This is a genomic window from Diplocloster hominis, from assembly GCF_032380655.1.
GTDB lineage: Bacteria > Bacillota > Clostridia > Lachnospirales > Lachnospiraceae > Diplocloster > Diplocloster hominis.
Genome location: NZ_JAWDIY010000001.1, coordinates 320,428 through 337,552, shown reverse-complemented (window position 1 = coordinate 337,552; position 17,125 = coordinate 320,428). Strand labels below are relative to the sequence as shown.

Sequence of the window (17,125 nt, the reverse complement as noted above, 5' to 3'; positions counted from 1 at the left end):
CGGTTAAAACGGTATTTACAAATTAGTTACATTCGGGCTTTATAATAAGATCAGGCCATGAGGGAGAATAATAAATATTCTGCGCCATGGCCTGATTCGATTTAGCGGGTCACTGTTTTATAAGAAAAGAGCCGGCATATCAGCGCATTACCGGCTGTTTTTTAAATAAGATAAAAAAGTTTGATTAAAGCATTCCAGTTCATCATAGAATATACCATGGCCGCTCTTATGAAAGGTAAACAGGGTGGAATCCGGGATGCGCTGGTGCTGCTGCAGAGCCAGGGAGTAAGGGACGATCTGATCCCGGGTGCCGTGGAAGATTCCGGTGGGTACGTTGATCCGGCACAGATCCTCCCGCAGGTCCTCATCCCGCAGTGCGTATCCTGTCTGAACCGTAGCGATCCCGGAGGCGCTTAAGGACAGGTCTGCGAACCACTTTTTAATGGATTCGCTGTGCGGAGAATACAGCAGCATCTGACTGAAATTATCACTGAGCTGGGCCCGGTCAGTTAAAGCCAGGCAGATCAGCCGGTTTACTTCCGAATAGGTTTCTCCATAAGGAAAATCCTTTGTCTGGGTAAAGCGGGGGGCAGCGGCGGCCAGCAGGCATAATTTCTTCACACCATACCCATGATGGCGTCCCATGTAGCGGCTGACGATGGCTCCGCCCATGGAAAAACCCACAAGGGTAAACGAGCGGAGGTTTAACTTGCAGACAACCGTATAGATATCATCGGCCATCCGGTTATAATCATAAGGGCAGGCAGGGGCATCCGAATTGCCGAACCCCCGCAGATCCATGGTGATTACGCGGTAACCGGCACACAGCAGCATACTTTTCTGATATTCATACATCTTTTCGTTAAGGGGCCAGCCGTGTATCAGGAGAATGGCTTCATCGGAACAGGGATTCAGATCATAAACAGCTATTTTAACATGGTCGCTGGTGGTGATATAATACATTAGAAAACTCCTTTTATTTCTAATATATGAAAGACCGCTGTTTTTGTTTAGGGTAAATTCCAGTAATTGTAATTATAATTTAATATTATTTAAACCAAAAGAAATATATATTATGTTATGATTATGTTAGTTTATTGTTGTATTTTATCAGATAAAGGGGCAGAACCTTATGAAACAGGTATTGGCGAACGTTATGCGGATTATGTCAACTGTGGCCGTGTTTGCCTGTGCGGTATGGTTTGGATTAATGATCTTATCATATCAGCAGGAACTGCGGGCCGGGATTACAGACATGGCCGGAATACATAAATTAGACGAGCTGGCATCCAGGGACGTGGCTGTGGTGGAAAGTACCATTAAGGACAGCAGGGCGTCATCCGGGCAGCAGCCCGAAGCGGCGGAAACCACGGCGGAAACGGAACCGCAGGCGGATATGAAAACGCGGTTTGCCAACTCTGTGGTGATGGGGGATTCGATTACTAAGGCGCTGGAGGATTATGAATTTCTGGACAGTACCAGCGTAGTGGCGAAGAACGGGATTAACCTGCCTCATATTCAGCCAGAACTGGATCAGGCCATCGCATTGAATCCTCAGAACATTTTCATGTCATACGGGATGAATGACCTGGAGTACCTCTGGGGCAATCCACAAAAGTTCGAAGAGCTTTATGAGAACGCGGTCCGTACACTCCAGGAGAATCTGCCGGACACGAAGATTTACATAAACGGGATTCTTCCGATTCAACAAAAGGCCATCGATGAAAAACCCCTGTACGGCAATGTGGATGGATACAACCAGGCGCTGACGGAAATGTGTACACGCCTGGGCATACCCTTTATTGACAACAGCGGGTTGATGCAGCAGGAGGATATCTATCAGGAGGACGGGATTCATCCCAGACCTCCCTACTATCCGCAGTGGCTGGAAAATATGGCATCGAAAGCGGGAATCTGAGATGAAATATCTTTATAATATATTAAAAATCGGGATGGTGATGATCCTGGCCCTGTTCATAACGGCCATGCTGCATTATAATGCATATAGCGCCAAACCGATCCGGGAAGTGGAACAGAACATCTTGCAGTCGGCGGATCTAAGCACGATGCAGAAGGCCGATGCGAGAACACTGAAAAAACTCTATGGGCTGGACAAGGGAAGCTATGAGGAGTTTGCTCTGTACACCTCCACTGATAGTATGGATGTAAAAGAAATCCTGCTGGTAAAGACGGAAAACGACAGTCAGGCTGACGCTGTGGAACAGGCTGTAACGAAGCGGGTCGAGGCACAGAAACAGAACTTTGACGGTTACGGCGTGGAGCAGATGAAACTGATCGGAGATGCCGAAACTCTGGTCAAAGGAAACTATGTATTCTTCGCGATCTCACCGGGCGCGGAGTCTATGAAGAAAGCGTTTCTGGAAAGCCTGATTAACGACAACAGTAAGAAAGAATGAGGAAGCAGGAATGATATTCAGCAGTGTCTTTTTTATTTTTACATTTTTACCGGCCATGCTGCTGGTTTATTATATTGTCCCCAGAAAATTTAAAAATTTTGTCTTGCTGGCCGGAAGCCTCATCTTCTACGCGTGGGGAGAACCGGTCTATATTTTCCTGATGGTATTTTCCATCTGCTTTAACTATGTCTGCGGCATGGATATCCAGAGGTGCCGCGGCCGGAAAAAGGCCGCCCTGCTCAATCTGATCTTCGCGGCAGCGGTGAATCTTTTTATCCTGGGTTTTTTCAAGTATTACGGATTCGTTGTGGAAAATGTGAACGGAATTTTCGGTCTGCACATTCCGATCCAGGATCTGGCGCTGCCAATCGGAATTTCCTTCTATACTTTTCAGACCATGTCCTATATCATTGATGTATACCGGGGAGTTGTGGACGCACAGAAGAATATCGTTGATTTCGGCCTCTATGTCTCCATGTTTCCCCAGCTGATCGCCGGACCGATTGTAAAATACAAGGATATCGCAGAGCAGTTAAAGGGCAGAAGAGAGAGCTTTTGCAAGTTCGGCTATGGGATATCCAGATTCCTGCAGGGCCTGGCCAAGAAGGTGCTGATCGCCAATACGATCGGGAGTGTCTACCAGAGTATCAATCATCTGGGACTGGAACAGCTTTCCGTTCTGAGCGCATGGGTGGGTATTCTGGCTTTTACCTTCCAGATCTATTTTGACTTCAGCGGATATTCGGATATGGCCATCGGCCTGGGACAGATGTTCGGCTTTGAATTTCAGGAGAACTTTGACCATCCCTATGTGGCGAGAGGGATCACGGATTTCTGGAGAAGGTGGCATATCTCACTGAGCACCTGGTTTCGGGAGTATGTCTATATCCCGCTGGGAGGCAACCGGAAGGGAAGCGTGCGGACGATACGCAATATTCTCATCGTCTGGCTGCTGACCGGGCTCTGGCACGGGGCCAGCTGGAATTTTGTGGCCTGGGGCCTGTATTACGGCATTTTACTACTGATTGAAAAATTCGTGCTTCGGAAATTGCTGGATAAGCTTCCGGCAGTTTTTGTCCACGTGTATACCATGTTTTTCGTGGTGATCGGCTGGGTTTTGTTTGCAAGTCCGGACCTTCCATATGCCGGCCGGTATCTGGCCGCCATGTTTGGGCAAAACGGCGTACCCCTTGCGGATACCGCCGGGATCTATTATCTGTTTACGAATGCGGTGCTGTTCGCACTGGCCGCGGTCTGCTCCACGAAAGCGGTGCAGCGTCTGTTCCAATGGCTGATGTTCGAGGGGCGCAAAGGGCGTTCCAAAACGGCGGTGGCCCTGCATTTGCTAATATTTGTATTGTGTATCGCATTCCTTGTAACGGAAACTTATAATCCTTTCCTTTATTTCAGATTCTGACATTGGAGCAAGACGATCTATGAAGCGAGAAAATCAACGTTTTTATAAATTGCTGTTTATCTGTTTTCTGCTGGCATTGACAGCCATCACGGCAGTGAACCTGTTCATTCCGGATCAGGCTTATTCGGAAACGGAAAACCGTATGCTGGCGGAGCGCCCGGCCCTTACAGCCGCCGGCTTCCTGGACGGCAGGTACCCCAAAAAATATGAAAAGTACACGACGGACCAGTTCGCCTTCCGGCCCTTCTGGGTGGAGATCAAGACCACGGTAGACCGGATGGTGGGCAAAAACTATTCCAACGGGGTTTATTACGGAGACCAGCAGTATCTGCTGGAAGATATCGCGGTTCCGGATCAGGACAGCCTTTCAAAAAAAACAGACGCCATGAACGCGTTCGCCGCCCGCTATCCCCAAATGCGTTCTGCGGTGATGCTGGTACCCGACGCGGCGAATGTACTGCGGGATTATCTGCCGCCTTATGCCCCGGTGAAGGACCAGGATGTCTATATCAGCCAGGTGCGGGATTCCCTGGCGCAGCCCCTTATCTTCGTGGATGTAAAGGATGCTTTGGAGCGGGATTCGGTGAACCCGATGTACTATAAGACGGATCACCACTGGACGACGCAGGGAGCTTATGACGCGTTCCGGCAGCTGGCGCCTGTACTGAACCTGGACCCGGATGCGGTGGCGTATGACAGTTATCCCGTGACCAATGAATTCGTGGGGTCCCTGGCTTCCAAAAGCGGATATTATCTGAACAATGGGGATACCATCAGCGTGTTCCTGCCCAAAGAGCCGCTGGACTATGTGGTGACCTATGTGGAGGAGAAGCAAAAGACCGCTACGTTTTATGATGAATCCAAACTGGAGATCAAAGATAAGTATGAAGTATTCTTCGGGGGGAATTTTCCGTTGGTGCAGATAGAGAGTACTGCGGATCCAAATAGAAAGCTGCTTGTGATCAAGGACTCTTATGCCAACTGTTTCGTCCCGTTTCTGGCACCGTATTTCGGGGAGATCACCATGCTGGACCCCAGGTACTATACGGGGAACATCGAGGAGCTGATGCAGGCCGGGAATTATACGGATCTGTTATTTCTGTATAATGCGAATACCTTTTTCCAGGACAGCAGTTTGGAGACGGTGTTAAACCAATCCTGAGACAATGGCTGTCTCACGGTTTTGGCAGTACCGCAGAACGGAAGACTGCCCTGGCTTATTCAGACGTTTTGGCCTGAACAGACAGGGCAGTGTTCCTTTTTTTATTTCGTTATCTACCCTGGAAGGGCTTATGTTCCCGCTTTTCCAGGAAGGCGTTCATAGCTTCTGTTTGATCTTCGGTTCCGTAGAGATGCGCGAACAGGGAAGACTCCAGGAGCAGGCCGCGGTCCAGATCCATTTGGGAACCCTGGTCTACAGCGATCTTGATGTATTCCAGAGCCAGCGGGGGCATTTTCGCTATTTTCGCGGCATAGGCTACGGCTTCATCCAGTAAGCGGTCGGCCGGGAAGAGCTGATCGACCAGGCCCATCTGAAGCGCGCGTTCCCCCTTGTATTTTTCACCGGAGAACATGACCATTTTGGCTTTGCTGTTACCGATCAGGCGGGGCAAACGCTGCGTCCCTCCGCTTCCGGGAATCACGCCCAGGGTAACTTCTGTAAGGCCGATTTTTGCGGTGTCCGCGGCGATCCGGATATCACAGGCCAGCGCCATCTCAAAACCACCGCCGAGGCAATAGCCGTTAATCGCGGCAATCACCGGAAGCCGGCATGTCTCTATCCGGCTCATGAGCTTATTTCCTGTAATTCCTCCGTGAAAAGCACCGATAGTATCCATCTGTGCTTCTGAGCCGATATCGCCGCCGGCGCAAAAAGCTTTTCCCACGCCTGTGAGTACGACGACCCGAACCTCCGGGTCTTCTTCAAATGCATCCATTAGATATAACAGGTCCTCAATGATGTCGGAATTCAGTGCGTTCAATTTGTCGGGTCTGTTCAGAAAAACGATACCTACGCCGTCCTTTTTTTCGACCAGCGTACCCTTCAGGTCTCTTTGTTCCATACCGCATGCCTCCCCTTAGACAAAATATTGAGCTGATGCTGCACAATTGGTTACTACAATTTAATAATAGCCGTGTTCCCTGGCTAAGTCAACAACCTGGCTAAGTCAATGATTGACAAACCGGGCAAAACAAGGTATACTAAAATTCTCATTCTGGTTTAGAATGGTTGGATTATGTTATAAAGTTTCCGTGCAGCCGGGGAGTTAGCGGTGCCCTGTACCTGCAATCCGCTACAGCAGGGGTGATATCCCGCCCAGGGTTCCTTCTTGTAGAGCAGCCCTTTATAAGTGGCGTTGACGTCTGGGTCTTACGCAACAGGAATCTATGAACCGTGTCAGGTCAGGAATGAAGCAGCACTAAGTAGAAACTCCTGTGTGCCGTGAGGGCGCCTGGGCCGAGTTAACTGTAAAGGTAACGTCTATGATGGGGATTCAAAGCGGGATGCACGGATTTAAAATAAGAATGAAATAGATAATAACAGACAACAGGGTCACTGCCTTCGCAGATGCCCTGTTGTTTTGCGTTCGATATATTTTTGTCCTTTTGGGTCCTCCTGATTTATACCAGCTGTTCATTCTTTTCAAAAGTTTCCAGAATGATATCCCTGGTATAAGCCCCTACATGCTTGCGTTCTTCTTTGGACAGAGCCTTAATATCTATGGGGGCGCCGTATTCCAGAATCACATGGACGGGACGGATCTTTGGAAACTGGTTTTCAAATATGTTGGCGGTGTTATTTAAGGTGACCGGGATGATGGGACAGCCGGTCTTTTCCGCCATTTTCATACTGCCCTCCTTGAAGGGAAGCAGCTTGTCGCCGGACTTGTTCCGGGTACCTTCCGGGAAAATGCACATGGAGACCCCGGATTTGATCTGATCGATGCCTTTTAATATGGTTTTTAAACCGGCCTTGATGTCATCACGGTCCAGGAACAGGCAATAGAGAAGCTTCATCCAGTTGGACAAAAGAGGGATCTTTTCCATCGATTTTTTGGCCACATATCCGGTCAGCCGCGGGCACCTGGAGTAGGTGATCAGGATATCGAAGAAACTGTTGTGGTTGGGGATATAGAGAACCGGCTGGTCCTTTGGAACATTTTCCTCCCCGATGACCGTCAGCTTAAGCCCGGTTAACAGCAAAATGAAGCGGAATACCCCCTGCACGATGCGTAAGGAGCTGATATCTCTGGCGCGCGGGTTGAATTTTCCCAGAATCCATTCTGCGATCAGGATGGGAATCGACAGAATCAGAAAGCCTACTACGGTGATTACGATCAGGATAAATCGGAACATATCTCATACCTCTTCTTTTCTAAAGTAGATACATTGTTGAGCGGCGAATGCCGCGAACCCGCCCGGAGGGCATGTGTTACGGGATGCTGTAAAGCATACAGTCTTATTATAGAAAACCCCTCAGGAAATTACAAGCAAATGGTGTATAAATTTTCCAGTCCCTTAATAAAATGGTTAAAAAGGTGATAGGAATGTTGCTATGAAAAAACGATACCATTTCCGGCACCGCGTAATGCATACCCTTTGGGCGGGCGCGCAGCATTCGCTGGTCGTTCATGTATGGATTTTACTGGTCATTGCCTGCCTGCTGACCGGATGCAGTGTGGAAAATACAGATCCGGTCAAGCTTAAGGATCTGGAGTTCACCGTTGTGGAAAATGCGGAAGTTCCGGAAGAGCTTCTGACAATCATCGAAGAAAAAAAAGCGGCTAATTTCAAGCTGACCTACGAGGACGGCGGCTATTTGTATATTGTGGTGGGCTATGGGGAACAGAATACAGGAGGATACAGCATCGCGGTAAATGAACTGTTTCTGACCAGTAATGCCATATATATCGATACGAATCTGATCGGCCCATCCAAGGATGAGAAAATCGCAGATGCTGCCAGTTATCCGTATATCGTGATCAAGACGGAATATTTAGACAAATCAGTAGTATTTCAGTAAGCATAAATAGATATGGACGGGAATACAATAAAAAGAAGGATACTCGTGCGGAGGTATAGCTATGGAGTTGATAAAGAAAAATATTCATATGAATAAACTCAAAAATAAAGCCGTCAGTCAGCTGACTCTGGATGACGATTATAATGTACCGGACAGTAAACCCGATATCGGGAAAATCATACAGCAAAAAGGCGAGGTTAACATTGATGAAGTCAAGCCTACTGCCGATCACGTCGGTATCAAGGGGAGTCTTACATTCCGGATTCTCTACATGAGTGATACCGAGGATAAGCTGGTACATAGCCTGGATGGCAAACTGCCCTTTGAGGAAGTTATGAACCTGGAAGGAGCTGCGGATGGCGACAATATCCGCCTGAAATGGGATCTGGAAGATTTAAGCACCAACCTGATCAATTCCAGAAAATTAAGTGTAAAAACACTGGTTACATTTATGATGGCGCTGGAAGAGCTCTATGACGAGGAAACCGCGGTTGAGGTACACGATGACGAGACGGTTGCTTTCCGTAATGAGGGAATGGATGTTCTCCAATTGGCGGTCAGCAAAAAGGATACCTATCGGATCAAAGACGAAGTAGTGCTTCCTTCCAATAAGCCGAATATCTATGAAATGCTCTGGAACAGCGTGCAGGTAAGAGGACTGGATCTGCGGCTGGCAGAGAATATGGTCAGTATCAAAGGAGAATTGCTGCTGTTTGTACTCTATACGGGTGAAGATGAGGAAAACCAGGTACAGTGGCTGGAAACCAGTGTCCCGTTTCACGGGGAACTGGAGTGTTACGGCTGTAATGCTGATATGATCGGTGATATCGAAGTGGCGGTACCCCATATAGAACTGGAACCGAAACCGGATTACGACGGAGAAGAACGGCTGTTAAATGTGGACGTGGTGCTGGAACTGGATATGAAACTCTACGAGGAAGAACAGGTAGGCATTCTCGATGATGTCTATATGCCCAGCAAAGAACTGAAACCTGTGGTGCAGCCAGCTGTCTTTGACACGCTTTTAATTAAGAATTTTTCAAAATGCCGGGCCTCCGAGCGTATCCGTATCGGAAGCAATGATTCGAGAATCCTGCAGGTCTGCCACAGCGAGGGAGATGTCAAGATCGACGACATCCAGGTGGTAGAGAACGGAATCGAGATCGAAGGGGCGGTGGAAGTGCAGCTGCTGTATGTGACCTCGGATGATACCATGCCGTTTAACTCCATGAAGGGGATGGTCCCGTTCCATCACACCATAGAGGCACCCGGAATTGACGCGGACTGCGAATATAACCTTCGGACAGATATCGAACAGCTTTCCACGACCATGATCGACAGCGAGGAGATTGAAGTCAAACTGACGATTAACCTGAACACGCTGGTATTGCGCAAGCTGAAGAGAAATAATATCGTGGATGTGGAAGTGGAACCGCTGGATATGAATAAGCTGCAGGGTCTGCCCGGGATCGTGGGCTACTGTGTACAGCCCGGTGACAGCCTCTGGAGTATAGCGAAGCAATACTATACCACAGTGGAAAAAATCATGGCAGCCAATGAACTCACCAGCGATGAGATAAAACCGGGAGATAAACTGCTGATTGTAAAGATAGTAGAATCCATGCTGACGGCTTAACAGTTGTGCCAGCTGAAGCGGGGATGTTACAGGAAATGAAAAAATCAGGGCTGTCTTGTTAAGATAAAGGCAGATAATAAAAGGGAACCACTTTTGCATTCTGTGCTCCATCCAGCCGGATGGAGCACTAGGGTACACAAGCAGTTCTCTTTTTTTGCCTTTTTACTTGCTGAAGGGGAATAAGCAGTCGGAGGAGGAAAATAAGCATTCCTGTATGCGGGGATAAACGGAACATTTTACAATCAGATGCTATTTCTTAATACATCAGTTACCGCATCAATCGGGGCGATTTTACTTTCTTCGAAGTGAACCACAGGCGCCTCGACGATAGGATATAAGAAACCCTTTCCCGAAACGCAGGCTGCCGGGGACTAAGGCGGCGGGCGGTTCCCGGAAGACGTAAGGCCCCGCCGGTGCGGCGGCGGGTGCTTCAGGACCTGTGAAAAAACGACGAATTCAGCGGGTTTTCCAGGAAAATTATGTCGAGCGAATTTTATTGCGTCAAATAGCGGGTATGTTATAATTGGAAAGAGAAAAAATTGTAAAATTTTTACAATCCTGGAGGGACAAGTATGAGTAATGAACGAGGTACACGCTACATGATTTCTGACGCGGCCAAAAAGGTGTCGGTAGAAGCTCATGTTCTTCGGTACTGGGAAGAAGAGCTGGAAATCACCATCGCCAGAAATGAAATGGGTCATCGATACTATACGGATAAAGACATTCAATTGTTTAAGAATATAAAGGAACTGAAAAATCAGGGGTTCCAGCTGAAGGCGATTAAAATGCTGATACCGGAATTAATCTCCAACGGCGGAAAAAATATGGACAGCCTGATCATCCTGAAGGAAGAGCTGAACCGCCAGGTGATGGAGCAGACACTGAAAGAAACGGCGATGAAAGAAGTGGCCGCCTCCGCGCCAAAAGCGGAAGGGAAAAAAGAGCCGGAGCCGGTGGAAAAGGAGATCGTGGTGGTTGAGCAGTCATCTGCTGTGAAAAACATGGACAAGGGTCAGAAGATGAACCAGTTCCGAATGATTCTGGGCAATATGATCACCGAGGTCCTGAGAGAAAACAACAAGGAGCTGGGGAAAGAAGTCAGCACCCAGGTCAGCGATAACGTAATTAAAGAGATGGATTATCTGCTGCGCATGAAGGAAGACCGGGAAGAAGAACGCTTCAAAAAGCTGGACGAATCGATCCGGAACGTGCAGAGATCCCGGCGGGAAGTGGCCGCTGCCAAATCTGAGGAGAAAAAGCAGAGAAGGCACCGCATGAAGATGGCCAAGCGCAAAAAAAGAGCACTGCGCAGTGAACTGATTTAGGTAAATGGGGACATGTCCAAATCGGTTTGGGACATGTACATTCAGAATGTACATGTCCCAAACCGGATTGGACATGTCCCTTTCTGCACTTTAACAACAAATAACAACGTTTTGTATTTTCCGCCATCATCGCAGAATCTATTTTATAATTGAAGGGACAGAGAATAGAGAGGGTGACATGAGCATCATGTTAAGAATTGCGATCTGTGATGAGTGGGAGAACAGCAGAAGAGAAATGTATGACTTCCTGACGGACTTATTGAGTAAGAATCGTATGCACTTTGCGATCAGGGAATATCAGGAAGTTAATAATTTCCTGGAGCAGTATGAAAAAGAAGAGTATCAGATTATTTTTCTGGGTTTTCATGCCGACAGGCCTGAAAAAGTCCAGGCTGCCGAAAAACTCCGGGCACTGGATGACGACCAATGTATGGTCTTTTTTTCAGACAGCAGAAAATTCGCGTTAAAAAGCCAGGAAGTATTCGCGTCCGGTTATCTGCTGCTGCCGCTGGAACGGCCAAAAGCGGAATCGCTGATGTACAGGCTGATCCGCAGGGAATTTCCGCAGGCGGATAAGAGTTTCGAGATTAAGACGAAAAAGGAGCGCTGCCGGATTCCGTATCATGATATTTTATACCTCGAAAGCCAGAACCGTATTGTGATGATTCATCAGTTCGACGGTGCCGTGTATCAGATCTACGATAAGCTGAATCATGTGGAACAGGTATTGAGGGATTCCAGGTTTCTGCGCTGCCAGCAGAGCTTTCTGATTAACATGGAACACGTAAAAGAGGTAAATACAAAGTTCCTGCTGAGCAACGGCATATCGATCCCCATCCGCAGAGGGCAGGTACGCCAGATCCGGGATAGTTACTATCAATACCTGATTAATCAGAAGTAAGCGGGATACCGGCCACATGCTATCCCTGTGAAAGAAGCGGCAGGGTAATGGTAAAGCGTGTAAAAATACCCGGATCTGATTCGGCCGTTATGGAGCCGCCCAGTTCCTCCACTGTGGTTTTAACAAAGTAGAGCCCCAGCCCCCGTACTCCCTGATGATTCTTTGTACTAAACTGATAGTCAAAGATATGATCCATATGAACGGGCAAAATTCCTTCGCCGGTATCCGTGACCGATACTTCCAGTGTTTCCGGTAAATAGTTGATGCCGATGGTGATCCTGCCGCCCAGAGGCGTGTGCTCCACCGCGTTCAGGATAATGTTTTCAAATACCCGGAAGAGCCGGTTCCGCTGGCAATACAAAGAGGCATCCTGATCCGGGAGGGACAGGTCATAATAAATTCCATTGGCATCCGTGTATGCGCGCGTCTCCTTGTAGACGAATCTGAAAAAATCGGGGCAGCTTAAACGCTCGGACGTTTCCTGTATCCGGTCCTGGGCGTTAAAGATCTGCAGCGTCTGAATATTATCCCGCAGCTGGGCGGATTTGTTATCGATCACCGTCAGATACCGTTCCATTTCCTCATCCATATCGACTCCGCTTTCCCGGATAAAATCAATATAGGTCTGAATAACGGCAGCCGGCCCCTTCAGATCGTGGGCCACGGCGGACAGGAATTTCTTCCGTTCGTTTAACATACTGGTTAAGGATGCGGTCTTAAGCGAGACTTCTTCCTGCAGATGCTCGGTCAGACGCTGATTTTCCGAAATAATTTTACGGTTGTACCGGATGATCAGACCGGTAAACAGCATGACCATAATAAAACCGCAATACTCATTCTGCCAGCCAAAGCGGATGGGCTCAAACTGTCCTCCAGTGACATAATCCAACAGAATGCCAAAGCCGAAAACCGCGTTGCCGGAGAGAAGCCAGATGGAAAAACTTCGTCTCAGCGCGCCATAAAGGGCGGCAGCCATCAGGTAGATACACATAATCAGCTTTGCCAGGCTGATGAATGTACCATACCATGCTATGGTATGGGGGAACAGAGGAAACAGAATGTACATGGAAACAGGGGGCAAGATGCACAGCACGACCGAAAACAGATAGAAAACGATATGCAGCCTTCGCGGCAGTACCCTGCGGGTAAGCCAATAAGTCAGCAAAGTCATACAGGAAAGCATGGCAAAATAAGAGGAATCCTCGATGACATAGGCCAATTCCCCCAGACTGATCCCGCTCCAGTGGATAAAAGGATAAAGGGTATGGATGGAAAAGAAAAGGCAGAGCAGGCCGTAGGTCAGATAAAGCGGTTCCTTCTGGCGGTGGGCCCAGACAGCGATCGAAGCGGCCGCGCCGCCCAGCGGGAAGAAACACAACAGCGCATAGAATATAAAACGGACCGTCAGGTTCTTCAATAGATCATCGCTGCTGCCAAGCAAAGGCGGATAGGTGACACCGCTGTAGTAATGGGAGAAATTCGAGGTCTGTATAATCAGTTCTACGTGCCCGTCAGGCAGGCTCAACAAGGTATTGCGGACCCCGTACTTATAGTGATCCGGATCTACATTGCCGATATCCTGTACCTTTTCCCCGTTTATGTATATGCTGCAGGCCGAAAAAACCTCAGGAAGTTCGAGAAGCCATCCCTGGGGCTGATGTGCCAGTGTGAGACACTTGCGGTAGGTGGCGGTTCCAAAAGGTGAGCCGCCGTTGCTGTCCTGTGAGAAATTTCCGAATTGCCCGATATAGATCAATTCCGGTTCAGATACGGCGCCGGTCACAAAATCATCCGGTCCGTACAGGTGATCGGGATAGTACTCCCATTGATCGGTTAAAGGATAGAGCTCTTTGCTGCTTAAAGTATACTTATTATCATAGTGATAAGTAACCCAAAATAAGATCCCAGCCAATAAAAAGGAAAAGGCCAGGATCAGTATGGAAATCCGTATATTGTGTTCTGCTTCCTTAGTCATAGATCACTCCGTGTAGATGTAGCCCTTTCCCCACTGCGTCTTGATATATTCCTTATCGGGGGAAAGCGCCTGGATTTTTCTGCGTATCCGCATAACCAGGATTTGTATACTGTGGGTGTTATAATAATCTTCTCCCCACAAGGCCTGATAGATCGCCTCCTGGCGGTACGGTGTACCCTTGTGCTGCGCGAGAAACTGTAATATTTCATATTCATTCACGGTAAGATTTAGTGACTTGCCGCCTATGTATGCCTGCTTTTCCTCCGGATTGAGCTGCAGGGCGCAGTCCAAAGACTTTGCCGGGGCCGGTGGATTGTTATTCCGGATCCTGGCTCGTACCCTCATCTCCAGCTCCTTCATGCGATAGGGCTTCAGCAGATAATCATCGCCGCCGCATTCGAATCCTTCGATCATGATCTCCTCTTCCGTCAGACTGGTCAGAAATATGATCGGCACCCGGTATTTTTGCCGAATAAGCCTGCAGAGATCCAGACCATTTACATCATCCATTCGAATATCCAGTACAATACAATTATAATGATGTTCGGACAGAAAACGGAGTGCATCTTCCGCGCCCAATGCGATATCCACCAAATATCCGATTTTCTCAAAATAGATCTTATTCATATCCAGTAAATCCGCATCGTCATCCACAAATAATAACCGTTCCATAGTTCCCCGCCTTATATTATAGTTTAAGCAGTACAGGTGTAATTGTCCAGATGTTTTGGATGTTGTATCTACCCATTATCTCTTTATCTGCCATTTGTCTGCCTGTTCCTCTGTTCCTCTGAGAGAATCTGAGAGATATTCAGTAAAACTAATTTTAATTATAACGGAATAAAACTGCAATCTAAATAATTATCTGTTGTTATTTGTTGTTAAATATTGTTAAATATTGTAGATTTCGTACAAAATATGTAGATATATAGAAAAACAATTTGACTGTAACAGGTTGAACCTATACTATGAAAATGAAGGTGACATAATTTAGGAGGAGCTATACAGATGCGGAGTAAAGCACGTAGCAAAAGAGTACATATATGGGCGGGCATCGTTATTGTTTTGGCGGTGGTATTGATCAACACCAGTAACTGCTTCGCGTTTATATGGCCGCCTGCCAGAGAAGACGAACAAGAATTCCTGAAATGGTATGAGGAGCATAAAAACGAGGATGCCCGGTATGTGCTGTCGGGAGATCTGCAGCTGACCCTCGGCACCGGGGAGCAGCCAATCCTCCTGGATGGTACCGGACATATCAATATCGAGTGCGGACCTTATGCCATCGTTGCAGCCAGTCCGTTGGTACTGGATAATGAGAATCTTCTGATCACAGAGACCGGCGGTATCGCCCTGGTAGTGAACAGCGGGGAAACTGTAGCTTTATATAACGGTAAAATCTCAGTATCCAGCGGAGCTGGAATTATGTTATCCGGAGAGATCCGTACAGATCCCCAAAAAGGGGAATTTCAAATAGAAGCAACAGGTGAAAGCTGTACAGGAGTGTACTATTCCGGGGGAGAGACTGCGGAACTATCCGGGCTGTACATCCGTAGTTCGGGAACGGGGCAGATTCGCGGAGCATATAGTTTTATGGGGGACATCTCCCTTTCGGACTGTGATATCGCTGTCTCCAGTACTGATGATGCCTATGGAATCTATGGGAACAGAGAGGTATCGGTCAGCAACTGTACTGTAGAAGCCACTGCTGGTGAGGGCGGAAATGCGATGAGCGTATACAGCCAGCTGGATCAGATGACGATTATAAACAGCAGCCTGACGCCTCCGGTGGAAGGGGCTATGACAGTCTATCAGATAATAAATAACGGCAATCCAAAGCCTGTGACCGTACAGGTGGGAACCGAACTTACACAGGAAATGCTGCCGGATTCGGTCCTGACCCTGATAGAGCTTAAGGGAACGAAGGAACTCATTGACGTGGACCTGCCGGTCCGCTGGGAGGTCTCTCAGGCGGATACGGATGCCTTTGGTGTAACACAGATTACGGGTACTTATTTGCTGCAGGATCTTCCATACACAGTACTCAATCCGGAAAATATCACGCCCCGGATGGCAGTGATAAGTAAAAATGAGGAAAAGGGTATGTTTCCGGTATCATATCAGGTTTATGACAAGGACAGCGGGATATATGGGATACTTTTCCTAATGCCTTATCCCTATGGGGCGGACACGCTTGAAATGGAATACAGTCTCGATAAGGAAGACTGGAGTCTGTACCGCCTCTCCCATTCGGGCAGTGATCTGCTGAACGGTAGCGTGCCTACGGAGCTGGGCCTGTTAAGTTTTTATATGGAAATCCCATGTGAGAAGGATGAGCTTTATGTCAGGTTCCTGACGGGGCCCGGGAGCAGTTATGAGGAGCTGGGTGATATGTGGCTGCTGGATCTTACCAGTACCCAGACGATCCCTCCGGTCTGGTCCGGATCGAGTGAAGGGGATCGGGGCGGAGCAGGAGTCAATCCTCCGGACCGGGACCCGGACAACGGCGGCGGAGAAGGCGGTAAGCCGGAGGATATCCCGGCGGTTCCGGACGTACCGGACATCTCAGATAAACCGGATACTCCGGACAACGGCCAGGTGCAGCCGACGCCGGAGCCATCGGCACCTGCCGGGCAGGAGAATACCCCGTCGCAGAACCAGGACACACAAGGGGATCAGCAAAACAGCCAGAATCATTCCCAGGGGAACGAGGCAGATCAGTCAGCAGACACAGCAACAGTCAGCGCCCAGAAGAAGATCAGAACGTCCAGCAAACAGGCAGGCATTCAGGAATCTTTTCCGCCGGAACAAGGGGGAACGGCAGAAATAACGAAGCCTGCCGGACAGGAAGAAAAAGGGGCGGATACGGAGCCGGAGGTAAAACCGTCTCAGAAACCGGAAGAGGAAGCCAGCCAGGCTGGACGTGATAAAGACCAGTCCAAGCCGGGGATTTCCCCGTGGAAAGTGACAGTGGTGATTCTGTGCTGCGTGTTGATAACGGCGGCGGTAGTTTACCTGGGGTTAAAATTAATGAGAAAAGGACCCGACGTCCCAACGGATCAAAATTTAGATTCATGATACTATGGTTTCCGGCCGGATGGAACACTGGCAATTTCGGAAAAAGAAAAAGAGTCTGCTGCAGCCCGATATAAAACGGGTTACAACAGACTCTTTAGTAATTCGTTATTATTCAGCTGAGATAGCGCCGGTCGGGCAAGCGCCTTCACAAGCACCGCAATCAATGCAGGTATCTGCATCAATAACGAATTTGCCATCTCCTTCGCTGATAGCACCAACCGGACATTCGCCCTCGCAGGTTCCGCAGCTGATGCAGCTATCGTTAATTACATGTGCCATAATGCGTATCCTCCTTCTATAAACTTTTCTTAAATTAGCTTATCCTCGCGATATGCTTAGAATTATTCTAATA

The 17,125-nt window shown here is 48.2% G+C and carries 15 protein-coding genes and 1 other RNA gene; 10 read left to right on the top strand and 6 right to left on the bottom strand.

Annotated elements, in window-relative coordinates; translation table 11 throughout:
* Positions 1-147: 147 nt before the first annotated feature.
* The gene (locus ABC831_RS01360; RefSeq protein ID WP_343246497.1) at positions 148-963 is read right to left on the bottom strand and encodes an alpha/beta fold hydrolase; all 816 of its coding nucleotides are present in this window, start codon (positions 961-963) and stop codon (positions 148-150) included.
* 169 nt (positions 964-1,132) lie between these two features.
* On the opposite strand from ABC831_RS01360, the gene ABC831_RS01355 reads away from it, so the two are divergent.
* From ABC831_RS01355 to ABC831_RS01340, 4 genes are read left to right on the top strand one after another with little or no spacing between them, the layout of a single operon-like run.
* Complete coding sequence (locus ABC831_RS01355) at positions 1,133-1,918, top strand: GDSL-type esterase/lipase family protein (RefSeq protein WP_343246496.1); 786 nt, start codon at positions 1,133-1,135, stop codon at positions 1,916-1,918.
* A gap of 1 nt (position 1,919) precedes the next feature.
* Positions 1,920-2,417: a DUF4358 domain-containing protein gene (locus ABC831_RS01350; protein WP_343246495.1), complete on the top strand. Its 498-nt coding sequence runs from the start codon at positions 1,920-1,922 to the stop codon at positions 2,415-2,417.
* Positions 2,418-2,427: 10 nt separating this feature from the next.
* Positions 2,428-3,834: an MBOAT family O-acyltransferase gene (locus ABC831_RS01345; RefSeq protein ID WP_343246494.1), complete on the top strand. Its 1,407-nt coding sequence runs from the start codon at positions 2,428-2,430 to the stop codon at positions 3,832-3,834.
* A 19-nt stretch (positions 3,835-3,853) separates the two neighbouring features.
* Positions 3,854-4,996 (top strand): DHHW family protein, encoded by a 1,143-nt coding sequence (locus ABC831_RS01340; protein WP_343246493.1) that lies wholly within the window; start codon positions 3,854-3,856, stop codon positions 4,994-4,996.
* A gap of 109 nt (positions 4,997-5,105) precedes the next feature.
* On the opposite strand, the gene ABC831_RS01335 is transcribed toward ABC831_RS01340, so the two are convergent.
* Positions 5,106-5,897: an enoyl-CoA hydratase/isomerase family protein gene (locus ABC831_RS01335; protein ID WP_343246492.1), complete on the bottom strand. Its 792-nt coding sequence runs from the start codon at positions 5,895-5,897 to the stop codon at positions 5,106-5,108.
* A 188-nt stretch (positions 5,898-6,085) separates the two neighbouring features.
* On the opposite strand from ABC831_RS01335, the gene ffs reads away from it, so the two are divergent.
* Positions 6,086-6,347: signal recognition particle sRNA large type (gene ffs, locus ABC831_RS01330), an RNA gene on the top strand.
* Positions 6,348-6,456: 109 nt separating this feature from the next.
* On the opposite strand, the gene ABC831_RS01325 is transcribed toward ffs, so the two are convergent.
* Positions 6,457-7,191, bottom strand: a complete 735-nt coding sequence (locus ABC831_RS01325) for a lysophospholipid acyltransferase family protein (protein WP_343246491.1) — start codon at positions 7,189-7,191, stop codon at positions 6,457-6,459.
* A 199-nt stretch (positions 7,192-7,390) separates the two neighbouring features.
* Here ABC831_RS01325 and ABC831_RS01320 point away from each other — a divergent pair, with 199 nt between their 5' ends.
* From ABC831_RS01320 to ABC831_RS01305, 4 genes are all read left to right on the top strand, one after another.
* Positions 7,391-7,858, top strand: coding sequence for a protease complex subunit PrcB family protein (locus ABC831_RS01320; protein ID WP_343246490.1), 468 nt, complete (start codon positions 7,391-7,393; stop codon positions 7,856-7,858).
* Between the two features lie 61 nt (positions 7,859-7,919).
* Positions 7,920-9,494 carry a DUF3794 and LysM peptidoglycan-binding domain-containing protein gene (locus ABC831_RS01315; RefSeq protein ID WP_343246489.1) on the top strand — a complete coding sequence of 525 codons (1,575 nt, stop codon included), beginning with the start codon at positions 7,920-7,922 and terminating at the stop codon, positions 9,492-9,494.
* 572 nt (positions 9,495-10,066) lie between these two features.
* The gene (locus ABC831_RS01310) at positions 10,067-10,819 is read left to right on the top strand and encodes a helix-turn-helix domain-containing protein (RefSeq protein WP_343246488.1); all 753 of its coding nucleotides are present in this window, start codon (positions 10,067-10,069) and stop codon (positions 10,817-10,819) included.
* A gap of 178 nt (positions 10,820-10,997) precedes the next feature.
* Positions 10,998-11,720, top strand: a complete 723-nt coding sequence (locus ABC831_RS01305; RefSeq protein WP_343246487.1) for a LytR/AlgR family response regulator transcription factor — start codon at positions 10,998-11,000, stop codon at positions 11,718-11,720.
* Between the two features lie 19 nt (positions 11,721-11,739).
* On the opposite strand, the gene ABC831_RS01300 is transcribed toward ABC831_RS01305, so the two are convergent.
* The gene (locus ABC831_RS01300) at positions 11,740-13,695 is read right to left on the bottom strand and encodes a sensor histidine kinase (protein WP_343246486.1); all 1,956 of its coding nucleotides are present in this window, start codon (positions 13,693-13,695) and stop codon (positions 11,740-11,742) included.
* Positions 13,696-13,698: 3 nt separating this feature from the next.
* Entirely contained in the window at positions 13,699-14,367 is a 669-nt protein-coding gene (locus ABC831_RS01295; protein WP_343246485.1) for a response regulator transcription factor, read from the bottom strand.
* Positions 14,368-14,703: 336 nt separating this feature from the next.
* Here ABC831_RS01295 and ABC831_RS01290 point away from each other — a divergent pair, with 336 nt between their 5' ends.
* Complete coding sequence (locus ABC831_RS01290) at positions 14,704-16,773, top strand: hypothetical protein (RefSeq protein WP_343246484.1); 2,070 nt, start codon at positions 14,704-14,706, stop codon at positions 16,771-16,773.
* 108 nt (positions 16,774-16,881) lie between these two features.
* Here the strand turns inward: ABC831_RS01290 and ABC831_RS01285 are convergent, their stop codons facing one another.
* Positions 16,882-17,052 (bottom strand): DUF362 domain-containing protein, encoded by a 171-nt coding sequence (locus ABC831_RS01285; RefSeq protein ID WP_158350711.1) that lies wholly within the window; start codon positions 17,050-17,052, stop codon positions 16,882-16,884.
* Between the last annotated feature and the right edge of the window lie 73 nt (positions 17,053-17,125).